The sequence below is a fragment of the Bradyrhizobium sp. 45 genome (assembly GCF_023073155.1).
GTDB classification, from domain to species: domain Bacteria; phylum Pseudomonadota; class Alphaproteobacteria; order Rhizobiales; family Xanthobacteraceae; genus Bradyrhizobium; species Bradyrhizobium canariense_D.
Genome location: NZ_JADPIX010000110.1, coordinates 100,652 through 115,313, shown reverse-complemented (window position 1 = coordinate 115,313; position 14,662 = coordinate 100,652). Strand labels below are relative to the sequence as shown.

Sequence of the window (14,662 nt, the reverse complement as noted above, 5' to 3'; positions counted from 1 at the left end):
TAGGCCGGGGGATATCAGGAGTTCCAAGCAAAAAGGGCGGCTCCGGGAGCCGCCCTTTTCGTCAGATCGCGATGCGCCGACCTAGTTCGCCGCTTTGGGCTTGTCGGTCGTGGCCTTGTCGCCGCCCGGCGTGGGCGCCGCGGACGCGCTGTTCTTGATGCCGTGGAGCAGATCGTCGGCGAGCTTGAGCGCCTTGTCGTCCTTGGCGTCCGGCGGAACGTAGGACTGCGAGCCGGTCTTCTCGTCGCCGTCGTTCTTGAGATGGCCGCGCAGCGAAGCTTCGCCCTTGGTGTCGGTACGCGACTTCAGCTCGTCCGGCACGTCCTGCAGCACTTCGATGTCGGGCACGATGCCCTTGGCCTGGATCGACTTGCCCGACGGCGTGTAATAGCGCGCCGTGGTCAGACGCAGCGCGCCGTTGCCGGAGCCGAGCGGAATGATGGTCTGCACCGAGCCCTTGCCGAACGAGCGTGTGCCGACGATGGTCGCACGCTTGTGGTCCTGCAGCGCGCCGGCGACGATCTCCGACGCCGAAGCCGAGCCGCCGTTGACCAGCACGATGACCGGCTTGCCCTTGGTGAGGTCGCCCGTATGCGCGGTACGGCGCTGGGTCTCCTCGGCATTGCGGCCGCGGGTCGAGACGATCTCGCCCTTCTCCAGGAAGGAGTCGGAGACGGTGACCGCTTCCTCGAGCAGGCCGCCCGGGTTGTTGCGGAGGTCGATGACGTAGCCCTTCAGCTTGTCGCCGATCTGATTCGAGAGGTTGGCGACCTCGCGCTTCAGGCCTTCGGTGGTTTGCTCGTTGAAGGTGGTGATGCGGATATAGGCGATGTCGTCGGCCTCGACGCGGGCGCGCACCGAACGGACGCGGATGTTGTCGCGCACCAGCGTGACGTCGATCGGATTGTCCTGGCCCTTGCGGATGATCTTCAGCTTGATCTTGGTGTTGACCGGGCCGCGCATCTTCTCGACCGCCTGGTTCAGGGTCAGGCCCTGCACCGCCTCGTCGTCGAGATTGGTGATGATGTCGTTGGCCATGACACCGGCGCGCGAGGCCGGGGTGTCGTCGATCGGCGAGACCACCTTGATCAGGCCGTCTTCCATCGTGACTTCGATGCCGAGGCCGCCGAACTCACCGCGGGTCTGCACCTGCATGTCGCGGAAGCTCTTGGCGTCCATGTAGCTCGAATGCGGATCGAGACCGGTAAGCATGCCGCTGATCGCGGATTCGATCAGCTTGGTGTCGTCGGGCTTCTCGACATAGTCCGAGCGCACGCGCTCGAACACGTCGCCGAACAAATTGAGCTGGCGATAGGTGTCCGCAGTGGCGGCTCGCGCGCTGGAGCCCATGAAGACCGCGCGCGGTTGCGTCACGAACAGCGTCAGCGCCGCACCGGTGGCCGCGCTGAGGAGGATAACTGAAGTCTTGCGCATCATCCGCGAACCTTCTCGCCTTCATTTGCGGCCCACCATGGGCCTGGATCGATTGGAGTGCCGTCTTTGCGGAACTCGACATAGAGCACAGGTTGACTCGCGTTCGTGGCGAGAATGGAGGCGACTTGAGAGGTCGACCCCATGGTCGCGACAGGCTCCCCCGTGAGCACGAATTGTCCGATGTTGACCGAAATGCGCTCCATCCCGGCGATCAGCACATGATACCCGCCCCCGGCATTGAGGATCAAGAGTTGTCCATAGCTGCGGAACGGGCCGGCATAGACCACCCAGCCATCACACGGCGTCGTGACCTGGGAGCCGGGCCGCGTCGCCAGCGAAATGCCCTTCTGGACCCCGCCGAGCCCGTCCGAACCGCCGAAATCCCTGATCTTGTTACCGTTAACCGGCAGAGGCAGGAGGCCCTTGGCCGCGGCGAAGGCCATCGCAGGGGTGGTGCGGGAACGATCCTTGAATGTGCCGGGGCCGGTCTTGGCGCTGGCGGCCGCGTTTGCAGCCGCCTTGGCCTCGGCCTGCTTGGCGGCCTCAGCTGCTTTCTCGGCCGCCTTGGCGGCGCTTTGCAGATCCTGCTCCATCTTGGCGATCAGCCCCTGGAGATCGCCGACCTGTCTTGAGAGCGCAACGGCGCGCGCGTTCTCGGCGTCGAGGTCCTTTTCGCGCGACGCCTGCTGACGCTGCCGTTCGTCGACCAGAGCCGCGAGCCGGGTCTGGTCGTTGCGCACCTTGTCGCGGTCGGAGGCAAGCTGGTCGCGCTCGGTCGCGATGGTCTTGCGCAAGGCCACGAGCTCGCCGAGCTCGCCCGCGATCTTCTCGGCACGGCCGCGCAACTCCGGCACCACGGCACCGAGCAGCATCGCCGTGCGCAGCGATTGCAGGGCATCCTCGGGCCGTACCAGAAGTGCCGGCGGCGTCCGCCTTCCGGCGCGCTGCAAGGCCGCCAGCACCTCGACGATGTCGGCGCGGCGTGAATCGAGCGAGCTGCGCATCGCCTGTTCGCGGCCGTTCAGCGATCGCAGCCGCGCTTCGGCCTCGTCGATCTTGGTCTCGACGGTGCGCACATTGGCGGCGGTGTCGATCAACTGTTGATTGAGCTGGGTGCGGTCCTGGCCGAGCGAGGTGATCTCGGCCTTGAGCTTGGCCTGCGCTTCCTCAGCGCTCTTCTTGCTGGCGCGCGCGGCTTCGAGCTCCTGCTCGCGCTGCTTGATCGCATCGGGCGCTACGGCCGCAGTCTGCGGTGCAGGCGTCTGAGCTTGCGCGAGGCTTGCGCCGGCAACGCCGGCGATCAGCAGCAGGTTGAAAATCGGCGCTCGCATCGCTTTAAGCAAAGGTGCTCGTTGTGGCGCGGATCACGCGCGGTGATAGGGGTGGCCCGCCAGAATGGTGGCGGCCCGATAAAGCTGTTCCAGAAGCATGACGCGGACCATTTGATGCGGCCAGGTCGCAGAGCCGAACGCGATCACGAGCTTGGCCTTACGGCGCAATTCGGGCGAAAGTCCGTCCGCCCCTCCGATCATGAAGATAGTATGACCGGCACCCTCGTCGCGCCAGCGCCCGAGATGCCGTGCGAATACGGTCGAATCCAGATTCTGGCCGCGCTCGTCCAGCGCCACCAGCACCGACTTTTCGGGAATATGGGCGGAGATCGCCGCGGCCTCTTCGGCCATCCGCGTCGCCGTATCGCGCGCGCGGCTTTCGGGCAATTCGTGGATGGCGAGCTCGCGGAATCCGAGCTTGCGGCCGGCCTCGTCGAACCGCTCGAAATAGCGCTCGGCAAGCTCCCGTTCGGGGCCCTGCTTCAGCCGGCCCACCGCAATGACGGCTATGCGCATGATATGTTCAGGGTCGCGTTTTCTGGACCGCGCGCGATCTGCGCGCGCACGACGCTAGCATGCGCGTCAGCCGATTCGAAATCGGCCAGCAGCCTCTCAGATCGCCTTCGCCGCCCCTGGGCCCTGCGTGTACAATCTCTCGAGACTGTAGAACTCGCGGACCTCGGGTCTGAACACGTGCACGATCACATCGCCGGAATCGATCAGCACCCAGTCGCAATTGGGCAAGCCCTCGACGTGGATGTTCTTGATGCCGTTTTCCTTGAGGCCTTTGGCGACGTTCTCCGCGATCGCGCCGACGTGCCGGTTCACCCGGCCGGTGGTGACGATCATGTAGTCGGAGTAGGCCGATTTGCCGCGAAGGTCGATGGTCACAGTCTCTTCCGCCTTCATGTCGTCGAGGCGGGAGAGGATCAGGCTCAGCGTCTTGTCGGCGTCGGGTTGCGCCTTCAAGGCCGCAGCTTTGGTCGATGTTTTACGCGTCGGCTTGGCAACCTTGGGTAAAACAGACTTCGGTGAAGCCGTCTTGGGTGAGGCTGTCTTGGACAATACAGATGTGGTCAGGGACCATTCCTTTCACTGTATCGCGAACGCCGAATCCGGCGCCCACTGGTTACACTACATCATGTGGGGTTAAGGGTTTCAATATGCCAGAGAGCCCGAAGACCGCATGGCGTTCGCACAATCTGACTCACTTCGTACCTTTCCAGCTTCCGTCCGGGTTCCGTAAGCCGGTCGACGAGAGATTCAGCTTCATTCCGGTCAGGAACACCCAGGCTGGCGCGGGCCGGTCCGCGAGCAAGGCGGCCTCATTCTCCGGCATCCGATAGCGCCTGAGCGCCTGGGCGGCGGGAGAGGCGAGGGCGCGAAAACTCTGCGGCGGACGGTCGATGACCGCGATCGGCACCTGGTCGGCGATGCGCCGCCAGTGCTGCCAACGATGGAATTGAGCGAGGTTGTCGGCGCCCATGATCCAGACAAAGCGCAAGCCCGAGAGGCGGCGGCGCAAGGTGTTGATCGTATCGATGGTATAGCGCGTGCGAATGACGGATTCGAGACAGCTCACCTCGATCCTGGGATCGTCGGCCATTTCGCGCGCCGCCTGCATGCGCGCGCCGAGCTCATGCAGCGCGCCGTTCTCCTTCAGCGGATTGCCTGGCGTCACCAGCCACCACACGCGATCGAGCTGGAGTCGTTTCAGCGCGAACTGGCTGATCGCGCGATGGGCCTGGTGCGGCGGGTTGAACGAGCCGCCGAGCAGGCCGATGCGCATGCCCGAGGTATGGGTCGGTATGGCCTGCGCGAAGAAACGTGGCGCGACGAAATTGTTGCTCAATGCCCCGCGCCCTGCGTCGTCTACGGCCGCGTCTGCCCGGTGCCGTGAACGCGATATTTGAAGCTCGTCAGCTGCTCGGCGCCAACCGGGCCGCGGGCGTGGAATCTGCCGGTGGCAATGCCGATCTCGGCACCGAAGCCGAACTCGCCGCCGTCGGCGAACTGCGTCGAGGCGTTGTGCAGCACGATCGCGGAATCGACCTCGCTCAGGAATTTTTTCGCAGCGGTCTCGTCGGCGCTCACGATCGCATCGGTATGGTGCGAACCGTGATTTTGGATATGCGCGATCGCGCCGTCGACGCCGTTCACCACCTTCGCTGCGATGATCGCATCGAGATATTCGGTGTCCCAATCGTCCGCGCTCGCGGGTTTGACGCGCGCATCGATCTTTTGCACGGCGTCGTCGCCACGCACTTCGCAGCCGGCCTCGATTAGCATCTCAACCAGCGGCTTGAGGTTTTTACCGGCTGCGGCGCGATCGACCAGCAGCGTCTCGGCGGCGCCGCAGACGCCGGTGCGGCGCATCTTGGCGTTGAGCACGATCGATTTCGCCATGGCGAGGTCGGCGCTGCCGTCGACGTAAATGTGGTTGACGCCTTCGAGATGCGCGAACACCGGCACGCGCGCTTCCTGCTCGACGCGCGCGACGAGGCTCTTGCCTCCGCGCGGCACGATCACGTCGATGGCGCCATTCAATCCCGACAGCATCTGGCCTACCGCCGCGCGGTCGCGCGTCGGCACCAGCGTGATGGCAGCCTCGGGAAGGCCCGCTTCGCGCAGGCCCTGCACCAGGCAGTCATGGATCGCGCGGCAGGAGCGGAAACTGTCGGAGCCGCCGCGGAGGATCACGGCATTGCCCGACTTCAGGCACAGCACACCGGCGTCCGCCGCAACGTTCGGCCGGCTCTCGAAGATCACGCCGACGACGCCGAGCGGCACGCGCACGCGCTCGATGGTCATGCCGTTCGGCCGTTGCCAGCTCTCGGTGACGATGCCGACGGGATCGGCAATGCCGCGCACGATGCCGATGCCCTCGGCCATGCCCTCCACCCGCGCCGGCGTCAGCGTCAGGCGGTCGATGAAGGACGAGGTGGCGTTGCCGGAGGCGCGGGCCTCGGTGACGTCCTCGGCATTGGCGGCGAGGATCGCGGCGGCATTGTTGCGGATCGCCCGCGCCATGGCCTCGAGCGCCCGGTTCTTCTGCTCCGGCGGCGCCAGCGCCAGCACGCGCGCGGCAGCGCGGGCACGGGTACCGAGATCGGTCATCAGCGCCTGAAGATCGGCATTGCCGTCGACGGCTTTGAGGGGGGCGGCCATGGGAGTTTCAACCTTCTGCTAAGGCAGTGTCCTAGCACGGAAATCCCGCTTTTGCGAAGGGTCGGCAGGGTATGGCAGGGCTTCACGTGCCGGACGGCAGCTCGATCAATGGCCCAGCTCCGGCGTCATGGCCGGGCTTGACCGGCCATCCACGCCTCGGCCGGCGCCTACTCGGATGCCCTAGCGGCTACCCGCCCACCACCAGATCATCCCGGTGGATCATCTCGGACCGCCCGCTGATGCCGAGGATGGCCATGACATCCGGGGAGGAGCGGCCCTTGATCCGCTCGGCATCGTCGGCGTCGTAGGCGATCAGGCCGCGGCCGACCTCGCTGGTGTCGGGGCCGCGCACGATCACGGCGTCGCCGCGGGCGAACTGGCCCTCGACCTTGATCACGCCGGCCGGCAGCAGGCTGGCGCCGGCGCGCAGGGCCGCGACCGCGCCGGCGTCGATCGTCAGCGTACCCTTCGGCTCAAGCGAGCCCGCGATCCAGCGTTTTCGCGAGGTGATGGGATTGGCCGGCGTCAGGAACCAGGTGCAGCGGCCGCCATCGGCGATCGCCTGCAACGGATGCTCGATCTTGCCCGAGGCGATCAGCATATGCGTGCCGCCGGTGGTCGCGATCTTGGCAGCTTCGACCTTGGTGCGCATGCCGCCGCGCGACAGCTCGGACTCGGCGTCGCCTGCCACAGCCTCGATCTCGGAGGAGATGCTGTCGACGACGGGAATGAGCCTGGCGTTCGGGTTGTTCTTCGGCGGGGCGTCGTAGAGCCCGTCGATGTCGGACAGCAGCACCAGCAGGTCGGCGCTGGCCATGGTGGCGACGCGCGCGGCGAGGCGGTCGTTGTCGCCGTAGCGGATCTCGTTGGTGGCGACCGTGTCGTTCTCGTTGATCACGGGGATCGCGCGCCACTCCAGCAGCTTGCCGATAGTGGAGCGCGCGTTGAGATAGCGGCGGCGCTCCTCGGTGTCCTGCAGCGTCACCAGGATCTGGCCGGCGCCGATGCCGTGGGCGCCAAGCACCTCCGACCAGATGCGGGCGAGCGCGATCTGACCGACGGCGGCGGCTGCCTGACTCTCCTCCAGCTTCAGCGGGCCGCGCGGCAATTTCAGGCGGCTGCGGCCGAGCGCGATCGAGCCGGAGGAGACGACGAGCACGTCACGCCCCTCGCGATGCAGCTTGGCCATGTCGTCGGCGAGCGCGGCAAGCCAGGACGCGCGCACCTCGCCCTTGTCGGAATCGACCAGCAGCGCGGAGCCGACCTTGACGACGATGCGGCGGAATTGACTGAGTTCGGGGCTGGCCATGTGTGCAAGTGCTGGCGCGTGTGACGGATTGCTCTGCATCGGACACGGCGGAGCGAGAGCGGCGCCGATGAGGCCCTGCTTTTGCAGCAGGACGATGGCCCGCGCAAGGCGCCGGCATGCTAAAGGATGAACGCCGGGTTGCCCCGGGCGGCCGTCCGGCTCTCATGCTGCCAACCATAACGGTGGAGGAAACCCATGGATCGCCGCAAATTCATGGTCCGGTGTCTGAGCCTGCCGCTGCTGGCGCAGGTGGGAGCGACGCGCGCACAGGCTGGGCTCACCAAGATCATCTTCCCGTTCGCGGCCGGCGCGGGCGGCGACACGCTGTGCCGGCTGATCGCGCAGGAGATGGCGCCGGCACTGCAGCGGACCATCGTGGTCGAGAACCGCACCGGCGGTGACGGCCTGATCGGCATCAAGGCGGTGAAGGGGGGAAGCCCCGACGGCAGCATGGTGCTGGTGACGACCGGACCCACGATGTACCTGCTGCCGATGGTCGAGACGATTCCGAGCTTCGATGCTGCAAAGGATTTCGTCCCGGTCTCGCTGCTGGCGCGCTTTGAATTTGCGCTGGTGATCAGCCCGGCGGTCGACGCTGTGGATTTCAAGTCGTTCGCGGCCTGGCTGAAGGCACATCCGGACAGGACCTCGTTCGGCGTACCCAGCAGCGGCACCATTCCGCATTTCATGGGCTCGAAGCTGGAGAAGGACCTCGGCATTCCCTTGAGCCGCGTGCCCTATCGCGGCAGCGCAGCTATCCTCAACGACCTCGTCGGCGGCCATGTTCCGTTCGGGATCACCACGCTGGCCGACGCGCTTGCGCAGCATCGCGCCAAGGGCGTGAAGATCATCGCGGTGAGCAGCGCGGAACGTTCGCCCTTTGCCTCAGAGGTGCCGACCTTGAAAGAGAGCGGCATCGATCTCGTCGCCGACGCCTGGTACGGCATGTGGCTTCCCGCCGGCAGCTCGCCGGAATTCGCAAGCAAGCTCGGCGCGGCCGCAAGCGCCGCGCTCGCCAAGCCCGAGGTGAAGGAGAAGCTCACCGCGATCGGTCTGATCCCGGTGGGCAGCAGCGCGGAAGGTCTGACCAAGGAGCTCGCCGCCAACACCGCGTTCTGGCAGCCGGTCGTGAAGGCGACGGGGTACAAGATCGAGAATTAGTTTCTGTTTGCGCTCCGCTCTCCGCCGTCATGGCCGGGCTTGTCCCGGCCATCCACGTGCACCGCCACCTAACGCAAGACGTGGATGCCCGGGTCAAGCCCGGGCATGACGAGCTGAGAGAGGCTCTTTCCGCTCACTCACAGCTTCGCGCGCTGCGCGATCCCGTCCTTGATCGACGCCAGCTCCGCTTCGTCCCAAACACCGATCAAAATCCCGCCCTTCACCTGGAGCTGGTTGTCGGCATAGGCGGCGATTTTCTCGCGCGGCGTCGTGATGTGGTCGTTGGGATGCAGCGCCCAGTCGAACAGCTCGGCCTGCAGTCGAGCGATGACGCCGGCGCACTCGGGATCGTCGCCGCGATCCAGAAACTCTTCCGGATCGGTTTCGAGGTCGTACAGCATCGGGAGGAAGCCTGAGGCGTGGATGTATTTCCAGCGGCCGTCGAACACCATGAACAGGCGACAGCGTTCGATCGGCTGATTCAGCTTCAGCCGCACGTCCTGCATGACATAGTCGTATTCGGAGAACGCCACCTTGCGCCAATCCGGCGGACTCTCGCCGCGCAGCAGCGGCAGCAGCGAGCGTCCCTCGAGGATATGGCCCGGCACCTTGCCGCCGAAATAGTCGACGAAGGTCGGCGCGAGATCGATGGCTTCGACCAGCGCATCGTTGCGCGTGCCACGCGTCGCATCCGCCTCCTTCGAGGGATCGATGATGATGAGCGGGATCTTCGCCGACTGCTCGTGGAACAGATCCTTCTCGCCCATCCAGTGATCGCCGAGATAGTCGCCGTGATCGGAGGTGAACACGATCATGGTGGTGTCCAGCAGGTCGCGCTCCTCCAGGAACTTCATCAGCACGCCCATCTGGGCGTCGATCTGGGTGATCAGGCCCATATAGGTCGGGATCACCTTCTCGCGGGCATCGTCGCGCGCCATGTTGCGGGAGTAGCGCATGTCCATATAGGCGCCGAACACCGGATGCGGGTTCTGCCGCTCGCGCTCGGAGCGGATCACCGGGATCATGTCCGATGTCGAATACATGCTGGCGTAGGGTTCGGGCGCGATGTAGGGCCAGTGCGGCTTGATGTAGGACAGATGCAGGCACCACGGCCTGCCGTCGGTCTCGGCCTCGCCGATGAAATCCATGGCGCGTCGCGTCATGTAGGGCGTCTCGGAATGCTCGTCCGGCACGCGCGCGGCCTTGTCGGCATGCACGAGCAGCCAGCCGTTCTGGAGCGAGCCGTCCTCGGCCGCGCCTGAATTGGCCCAATGCTCCCAGGGATTGGGCGCATCAAAGCCCTGCTGGCGCAGATATTCGTCGTATTTCGGACGCGGCCGCCCCGTGGGATGCAGGCCGTCGTCACGCTCATAGGGCTCAAACCCGCATTCGGCGACGTGCACGCCGATCATCGATTCCGGCGGGATGCCGAGCGCCTTCATGCCTTCGAGATCGGGCGCCATGTGGGTCTTGCCGACCAGCACGTAGCGCACGCCGAGCTTCTTGAGGTGATCGCCGAGGGTGGGCTCGCCGACCCGCAACGGCCAGCCGTTCCAGTGCGAGCCGTGCGAGCGCATGTAGCGCCCGGTGTAGAACGACATCCGCGAGGGGCCGCAGATCGGCGACTGCACATAGGCCTTGCTGAAGAGCACGCCGCGCTTCGCCATGGCGTCGATGTTCGGTGTCTTCAGCGTGGGATGGCCGGTGCAGCCGAGATAGTCATAGCGAAGCTGGTCGCACATGATCCAGAGAACGTTCTTCGCGCGCGCCATGCGTGATCCCTGCCGTTTCTTGATTGTGGGATGCTGCGCTATCGAGGGCGCGAAGACAAGCTATCAGCGATGCACGCGTCTGCGGCCGTACACTCCAGCGTCGTCCCGGCCTTCGCCGGGACGACGAAAAATCAAACCGACCACGGCTCCGCTTCGGCCGCGCTCTTCGCTTTCGCAGACACCGGGCTCTCGCCGATCACATCCGCAAGAGAGCGCAACGCTTCCTGCACGCCGTCACCGGTGACGGCGGAGAGCAGCAGCGGCGTCTTCTTGGCGGCGCGCTTCAGCCGCTCCTTCTGCTTCTTCAACTCGTCCGGCTCGATCGCGTCGATCTTGTTCAGCGCGACGATCTCGATCTTGTCGGTGAGCTGCCCGGCATAGGCGTCCAGCTCCGTTCGCACCGTCTTGTAGGCCTTGCCGGCGTGCTCGCAGGTCGCATCGATGAGATGCAGCAGCACGCGGCAGCGCTCGACATGGGCGAGGAAGCGGTCGCCGAGACCGACGCCTTCATGCGCGCCTTCGATCAGGCCGGGGATGTCCGCCAACACGAATTCGCGGCCGTCGGCATTCACGACGCCGAGCTGCGGATGCAGCGTGGTGAAGGGATAGTCGGCGATCTTCGGCTTGGCCGCGCTGACCTTGGCAAGGAAGGTCGATTTGCCGGCATTGGGCAGGCCGACGAGGCCGGCATCCGCGATCAGCTTCAACCGCAGCCAGATCCAGCGCTCCTCCCCGGGCTGGCCGGGATTGGCATTGCGCGGCGCGCGATTGGTCGAGGTCTTGAAATGCGCGTTGCCGAAGCCGCCATTGCCGCCCTCGGCCAGCACGAACTTTTCGCCGACAGTGGTGAAATCGTGGATCATGGTCTCGCGATCTTCATCGAAGATCTGCGTGCCGATGGGGACCTTCAGCACGATCGACTTGCCATTGGCGCCGTGGCGGTCCGAGCCCGAGCCGTTCTCGCCCTTCTGGGCCTTGAAGTGCTGCTGGTAGCGATAGTCGATCAGCGTGTTCAGCCCGTCGGCGACCTCGATGATGACATTGCCGCCGCGGCCACCATTGCCGCCGGAGGGGCCGCCGAATTCAATGAATTTTTCGCGGCGGAACGCCACGCAGCCGTTTCCGCCGTCGCCGGAGCGGATATAGACCTTTGCTTCGTCTAGGAATTTCATGGGCCATAGGTAGGCCAGCCGGTCCCGCGCGGCAACCCGGATGGACCCGCAAATCGGCCGAAACCCGGCGATTTGTGGCCTTGCTTAACCAGCTGGCCGGCGCCGGATCAGGAATTTCTGCGTGCCCTCCAGCACCAGCTCCTTGCGCTGGTTGAACACGGTGCTTTTGAGCGTCACCACGCCGGTCGAGCGTCCCGGCACCAGCTCGGTGACCTCGAGCGCGGGATAGATTGTGTCGTCGGCGAAGACAGGTTTGAGGAACCGGCTGGATTGCTCGAGGAAGCCGACCAGGGAGTCCTCGACCATGAACGGAAACAGGCCGGCGCCGGGCGCGGTGTGGATCAGCGTCTGGAAACCGTGGGCGAGCAGATGCGGCATGCCGCGGCTGCGGCAATACTCCACGTCGTAATGCACCGGATGCGTGTCGCCGCTCGCGGTCTGGAACGCCGCGAACACCGCCGTCGTCTGCGTGCGGCTCGGCAGCACGAAGCGCTCGCCGACCACGAAATCCTCAAACCAGCGTTGCGCGGGGATCATGCGATGCCGGGCCGGGTCGAAGTCGGTCATGGCTAAGCTCTTTCCTGGCTCTCTTGTGAGACACCTGTCGCTACCGCGACGCGGAGAGTGCGACAATCCGTTCAATTCGTCCAACGCGGGCTTGTCGTGACGGCCTGCGTCATTACAACGGCGCTCGATGCCCCTGTTCAAGAATCTATCGGCCTATGACGAACGCTCGGCGCGCCTTGCCGGGATTGCGCTCATGGTGCTGTCGATCTTCATGTTCTCGTTTGGCGATGCCATGGGCAAGTTCCTGGTCGGGACTTATTCGGTGGGGCAGCTGCTGTTCCTGCGCGCCTGCGCGGCGCTGCTGCTGCTGTCGCCGTTGGTCTGGCGGCAGCGTCACCAGTTCCTGCATCTGGAGCGGCCGGGTCTCCAGCTCTTTCGCGTCGTGCTGTCGACGCTGGAAGTGGCGGCCTTCTTCCTTGCGACGGTCTACCTGCCGCTCGCCGACGTCATCACCTATTATCTCGCCGGGCCCATTTTCGTCACCGCGATGTCGGCGATCTTTCTCGGCGAGAAGGTCGGCTGGCGGCGCTGGACGGCGATCCTGATCGGCTTCTGCGGCGTCCTGATCGCGCTGCGGCCCTCGGCACAGACGGTGAGCCTGCCGGCGCTGATCGCGCTTGGCGGCAGTCTTTCTTTCGCAACGCTGATGTTGATCACGCGCAGCCTGCGCAAGACGCCCGATATCGTGATGGCGTCGTCGCAATTCGTCGGCACGTTCTTGCTGGGCGCTGTGCTGTCGGCGTTCCACTGGGTGCCGCCGACATCGGGCAGCCTCGTGATCTTCGCGCTGGCGGGATGCGTCTCGGTCACGGCGCTGTTCTGCGTCAACCGCTCGCTCAAGCTCGCGCCGGCCAGCGTCGTCGTGCCCTATCAATATTCGATGATCGTCTGGGCGGTGATCTTCGGCTTCGTCGTGTTCGGCGACGTGCCCGAAATCGCCACCATCGTCGGCGCCGCCATCATCATCGCCGCCGGGTTCTATATTTATCTGCGTGAGCGCGATCTCGGACGCAGGGACGCGGATGTGAATCCGCCAGCGTGATTACAGCGGAATAAATTCGAGCGTCGTCCTGGCTTTCACCAGGACGACAGTTTGAGCCGCCTCCGCCCTACCTCACCCTTCGCGCGCTGCTCCAGCTCTTCAGCGACGCCCACACGCCGCGCGAGAGACGGAAGCAGTCGACGGGCGTGGACGAGCCCAGCGCCAGGAAGCGATGCAGCTGGACGCCGCTCCACTGGAAGCCGCACTTCTCCAGCACGTTGCGCGAGGCCGGGTTGGTGACGCGCGCGCCTGCATAGAGATGATCGTCCTCGAACTCCTCGAAGAAGAAGTCGATCGCGCCGCGTGCGGCCTCGGTGGCAAAGCCCCGGCCCCAATGCTCGACGCCGAGCCAATAGCCGAGCTCGGCGTTGTCGGGCGTCGAGCGGTCGATGCCGACCATGCCGATGGGGCCGCTGTCATGCTCGATCAGGAACACCGTCTCGCTGCCGGGCAGGGCGCTGGCGCGGATGAAGGCGATGGCGTCGTCCTGCGAATAGGGATGCGGGAGGCGCCTTGTGTTTTCGGCGACGCGACGGTCGTTGGCGAGGAGGGCGATGGTCCTGACATCGGCGAGGGTCGGCCGCCGCAAGGTCAGCCGCTCGGTGGCGACGACGCTGGGTCTCGCCTCCCGCAAGGTCACGCTCGAAAAATCCTGCAACATGTCCGGCTCCGTCGAAGTCACTAAAGTGAAAAGTGAGCACGCAAACGAAAGGGGAGGCCGGTTTCCCGCCTCCCCTGGAGCCTTCGATCTGTGATCTCAAGGACTCCGCCGGTTCGGTCTGGGACCCGGCGGACTCCAAATTTGATCCACCGTCTATTCAGCCGCCTCTGCGAGCGGGAGCACCGAGATGAAGGTGCGGCCGTTGGCTTTGGCCTGGAACGTTACGCGGCCCTCGATCTTGGCGAACAAGGTGTGGTCCGTGCCCATGCCGACATTAAGGCCGGGATGCCAGGTGGTGCCGCGCTGACGCGCAATGATGTTGCCGGGAATCACAACTTCCCCGCCGAACGCCTTGATACCGAGGCGCTTGCCCTTGGAATCGCGACCGTTGCGCGATGAACCGCCTGCTTTTTTGTGAGCCATGGCTCGTCTCCGAAATTCTACGTATTTCTAGATCAATTCCTTGACGGAATCATTTCACAATTTCTCACGCATCACTTCGTGACGGCGCGTGATCAAATTATGCGGCGGCCTCTTCGGTCGTGGTCTCTGGCTTGGCGACCTTCTCCCGCTTCGGACGCGGCCCCTTGGTGGGCTTGGCGCCGTCCGTCAGGATCTCCGAGATGCGCAGCACGGTGATCTCGTCGCGATAGCCGCGCTTGCGGCGCGAATTCTTGCGGCGGCGCTTCTTGAAAGCGATGACCTTGGGACCGCGCTTGTGGTCGAGCACCTCGACCGCAACGGACGCGCCGGCGACCGTGGGCAGACCCAGGATCGGCGTGTCGCCGCCGACCAGGAGAACTTCATTGAGCTGCACGATCGAGCCGACTTCGCCTTCGATCTTGCCTACTTCCAGGACATCATCCGGAACGACGCGGTACTGCCGGCCGCCGGTTTTGATGACTGCGAACATCGTTGTTTTCCTTCGTGTTCATTCCCGGCCTCGCGACATATTGTCGGGGCCGGCTTTTTGTCAGTCGTTATGGGTTTATGCGAGTTTTGTGCGGGCGGGAGTTATCCCTTTGAAAACCCACGTAAAAACAAG

Annotated in this window: 15 protein-coding genes; 2 read left to right on the top strand and 13 right to left on the bottom strand. The window is 65.0% G+C overall.

Features of this window, described 5'->3' with window-relative positions:
* Positions 1 to 81: 81 nt before the first annotated feature.
* The 7 genes from IVB42_RS19450 to proB form a co-directional block, all read right to left on the bottom strand.
* Positions 82 to 1,437 (bottom strand): S41 family peptidase, encoded by a 1,356-nt coding sequence (locus tag IVB42_RS19450; RefSeq protein ID WP_018459850.1) that lies wholly within the window; start codon positions 1,435 to 1,437, stop codon positions 82 to 84.
* A complete protein-coding gene (locus IVB42_RS19445; RefSeq protein WP_018459851.1) occupies positions 1,434 to 2,765 on the bottom strand; it encodes a peptidoglycan DD-metalloendopeptidase family protein in 1,332 nt (443 codons plus the stop codon). The genes IVB42_RS19450 and IVB42_RS19445 overlap by 4 nt, the downstream gene beginning before the upstream one ends.
* Positions 2,766 to 2,798: 33 nt before the next feature.
* A complete protein-coding gene (gene rlmH / locus IVB42_RS19440; RefSeq protein ID WP_018459852.1) occupies positions 2,799 to 3,281 on the bottom strand; it encodes a 23S rRNA (pseudouridine(1915)-N(3))-methyltransferase RlmH in 483 nt (160 codons plus the stop codon).
* 96 nt (positions 3,282 to 3,377) lie between these two features.
* Positions 3,378 to 3,734: a ribosome silencing factor gene (rsfS, locus tag IVB42_RS19435; RefSeq protein ID WP_007598906.1), complete on the bottom strand. Its 357-nt coding sequence runs from the start codon at positions 3,732 to 3,734 to the stop codon at positions 3,378 to 3,380.
* Positions 3,735 to 3,972: 238 nt separating this feature from the next.
* Positions 3,973 to 4,617 carry a nicotinate-nucleotide adenylyltransferase gene (locus IVB42_RS19430; protein ID WP_026233892.1) on the bottom strand — a complete coding sequence of 215 codons (645 nt, stop codon included), beginning with the start codon at positions 4,615 to 4,617 and terminating at the stop codon, positions 3,973 to 3,975.
* A 20-nt stretch (positions 4,618 to 4,637) separates the two neighbouring features.
* On the bottom strand, positions 4,638 to 5,933 hold the full coding sequence (locus tag IVB42_RS19425) for a glutamate-5-semialdehyde dehydrogenase (RefSeq protein WP_018459855.1): 1,296 nt from the start codon (positions 5,931 to 5,933) through the stop codon (positions 4,638 to 4,640).
* 187 nt (positions 5,934 to 6,120) lie between these two features.
* Positions 6,121 to 7,242, bottom strand: a complete 1,122-nt coding sequence (proB, locus tag IVB42_RS19420) for a glutamate 5-kinase (protein WP_018459856.1) — start codon at positions 7,240 to 7,242, stop codon at positions 6,121 to 6,123.
* Between the two features lie 195 nt (positions 7,243 to 7,437).
* Here proB and IVB42_RS19415 point away from each other — a divergent pair, with 195 nt between their 5' ends.
* Positions 7,438 to 8,403, top strand: a complete 966-nt coding sequence (locus IVB42_RS19415; RefSeq protein ID WP_018459857.1) for a Bug family tripartite tricarboxylate transporter substrate binding protein — start codon at positions 7,438 to 7,440, stop codon at positions 8,401 to 8,403.
* 137 nt (positions 8,404 to 8,540) lie between these two features.
* Here the strand turns inward: IVB42_RS19415 and IVB42_RS19410 are convergent, their stop codons facing one another.
* The 3 genes from IVB42_RS19410 to IVB42_RS19400 form a co-directional block, all read right to left on the bottom strand.
* Positions 8,541 to 10,175, bottom strand: a complete 1,635-nt coding sequence (locus IVB42_RS19410) for an alkaline phosphatase family protein (RefSeq protein ID WP_018459858.1) — start codon at positions 10,173 to 10,175, stop codon at positions 8,541 to 8,543.
* A gap of 131 nt (positions 10,176 to 10,306) precedes the next feature.
* Positions 10,307 to 11,347 (bottom strand): GTPase ObgE, encoded by a 1,041-nt coding sequence (obgE, locus tag IVB42_RS19405; RefSeq protein ID WP_018459859.1) that lies wholly within the window; start codon positions 11,345 to 11,347, stop codon positions 10,307 to 10,309.
* Positions 11,348 to 11,431: 84 nt separating this feature from the next.
* Complete coding sequence (locus tag IVB42_RS19400; RefSeq protein ID WP_018459860.1) at positions 11,432 to 11,914, bottom strand: MaoC family dehydratase; 483 nt, start codon at positions 11,912 to 11,914, stop codon at positions 11,432 to 11,434.
* A 127-nt stretch (positions 11,915 to 12,041) separates the two neighbouring features.
* Here IVB42_RS19400 and IVB42_RS19395 point away from each other — a divergent pair, with 127 nt between their 5' ends.
* On the top strand, positions 12,042 to 12,956 hold the full coding sequence (locus IVB42_RS19395; RefSeq protein ID WP_018459861.1) for a DMT family transporter: 915 nt from the start codon (positions 12,042 to 12,044) through the stop codon (positions 12,954 to 12,956).
* Between the two features lie 67 nt (positions 12,957 to 13,023).
* On the opposite strand, the gene IVB42_RS19390 is transcribed toward IVB42_RS19395, so the two are convergent.
* The 3 genes from IVB42_RS19390 to rplU form a co-directional block, all read right to left on the bottom strand.
* Positions 13,024 to 13,617, bottom strand: coding sequence for a GNAT family N-acetyltransferase (locus IVB42_RS19390; protein WP_018459862.1), 594 nt, complete (start codon positions 13,615 to 13,617; stop codon positions 13,024 to 13,026).
* A gap of 153 nt (positions 13,618 to 13,770) precedes the next feature.
* Entirely contained in the window at positions 13,771 to 14,040 is a 270-nt protein-coding gene (gene rpmA / locus IVB42_RS19385; RefSeq protein ID WP_018459863.1) for a 50S ribosomal protein L27, read from the bottom strand.
* 97 nt (positions 14,041 to 14,137) lie between these two features.
* Positions 14,138 to 14,530 carry a 50S ribosomal protein L21 gene (gene rplU / locus IVB42_RS19380; protein ID WP_007604396.1) on the bottom strand — a complete coding sequence of 131 codons (393 nt, stop codon included), beginning with the start codon at positions 14,528 to 14,530 and terminating at the stop codon, positions 14,138 to 14,140.
* Positions 14,531 to 14,662 lie beyond the last annotated feature (132 nt).

Bases quoted from the DNA above. Each gene is read 5' to 3' on its own strand.
- IVB42_RS19390 (WP_018459862.1), bottom strand. From the start codon at position 13,617: ATGTTGCAGGATTTTTCGAGCGTGACCTTGCGGGAGGCGAGACCCAGC.
- IVB42_RS19450 (WP_018459850.1), bottom strand. From the start codon at position 1,437: ATGATGCGCAAGACTTCAGTTATCCTCCTCAGCGCGGCCACCGGTGCG.
- rpmA (WP_018459863.1), bottom strand. From the start codon at position 14,040: ATGGCTCACAAAAAAGCAGGCGGTTCATCGCGCAACGGTCGCGATTCC.
- rplU (WP_007604396.1), bottom strand. From the start codon at position 14,530: ATGTTCGCAGTCATCAAAACCGGCGGCCGGCAGTACCGCGTCGTTCCG.
- obgE (WP_018459859.1), bottom strand. From the start codon at position 11,347: ATGAAATTCCTAGACGAAGCAAAGGTCTATATCCGCTCCGGCGACGGC.
- IVB42_RS19425 (WP_018459855.1), bottom strand. From the start codon at position 5,933: ATGGCCGCCCCCCTCAAAGCCGTCGACGGCAATGCCGATCTTCAGGCG.
- IVB42_RS19445 (WP_018459851.1), bottom strand. From the start codon at position 2,765: ATGCGAGCGCCGATTTTCAACCTGCTGCTGATCGCCGGCGTTGCCGGC.
- IVB42_RS19400 (WP_018459860.1), bottom strand. From the start codon at position 11,914: ATGACCGACTTCGACCCGGCCCGGCATCGCATGATCCCCGCGCAACGC.
- IVB42_RS19410 (WP_018459858.1), bottom strand. From the start codon at position 10,175: ATGGCGCGCGCGAAGAACGTTCTCTGGATCATGTGCGACCAGCTTCGC.
- proB (WP_018459856.1), bottom strand. From the start codon at position 7,242: ATGGCCAGCCCCGAACTCAGTCAATTCCGCCGCATCGTCGTCAAGGTC.
- IVB42_RS19395 (WP_018459861.1), top strand. From the start codon at position 12,042: ATGCCCCTGTTCAAGAATCTATCGGCCTATGACGAACGCTCGGCGCGC.
- IVB42_RS19415 (WP_018459857.1), top strand. From the start codon at position 7,438: ATGGATCGCCGCAAATTCATGGTCCGGTGTCTGAGCCTGCCGCTGCTG.
- rlmH (WP_018459852.1), bottom strand. From the start codon at position 3,281: ATGCGCATAGCCGTCATTGCGGTGGGCCGGCTGAAGCAGGGCCCCGAA.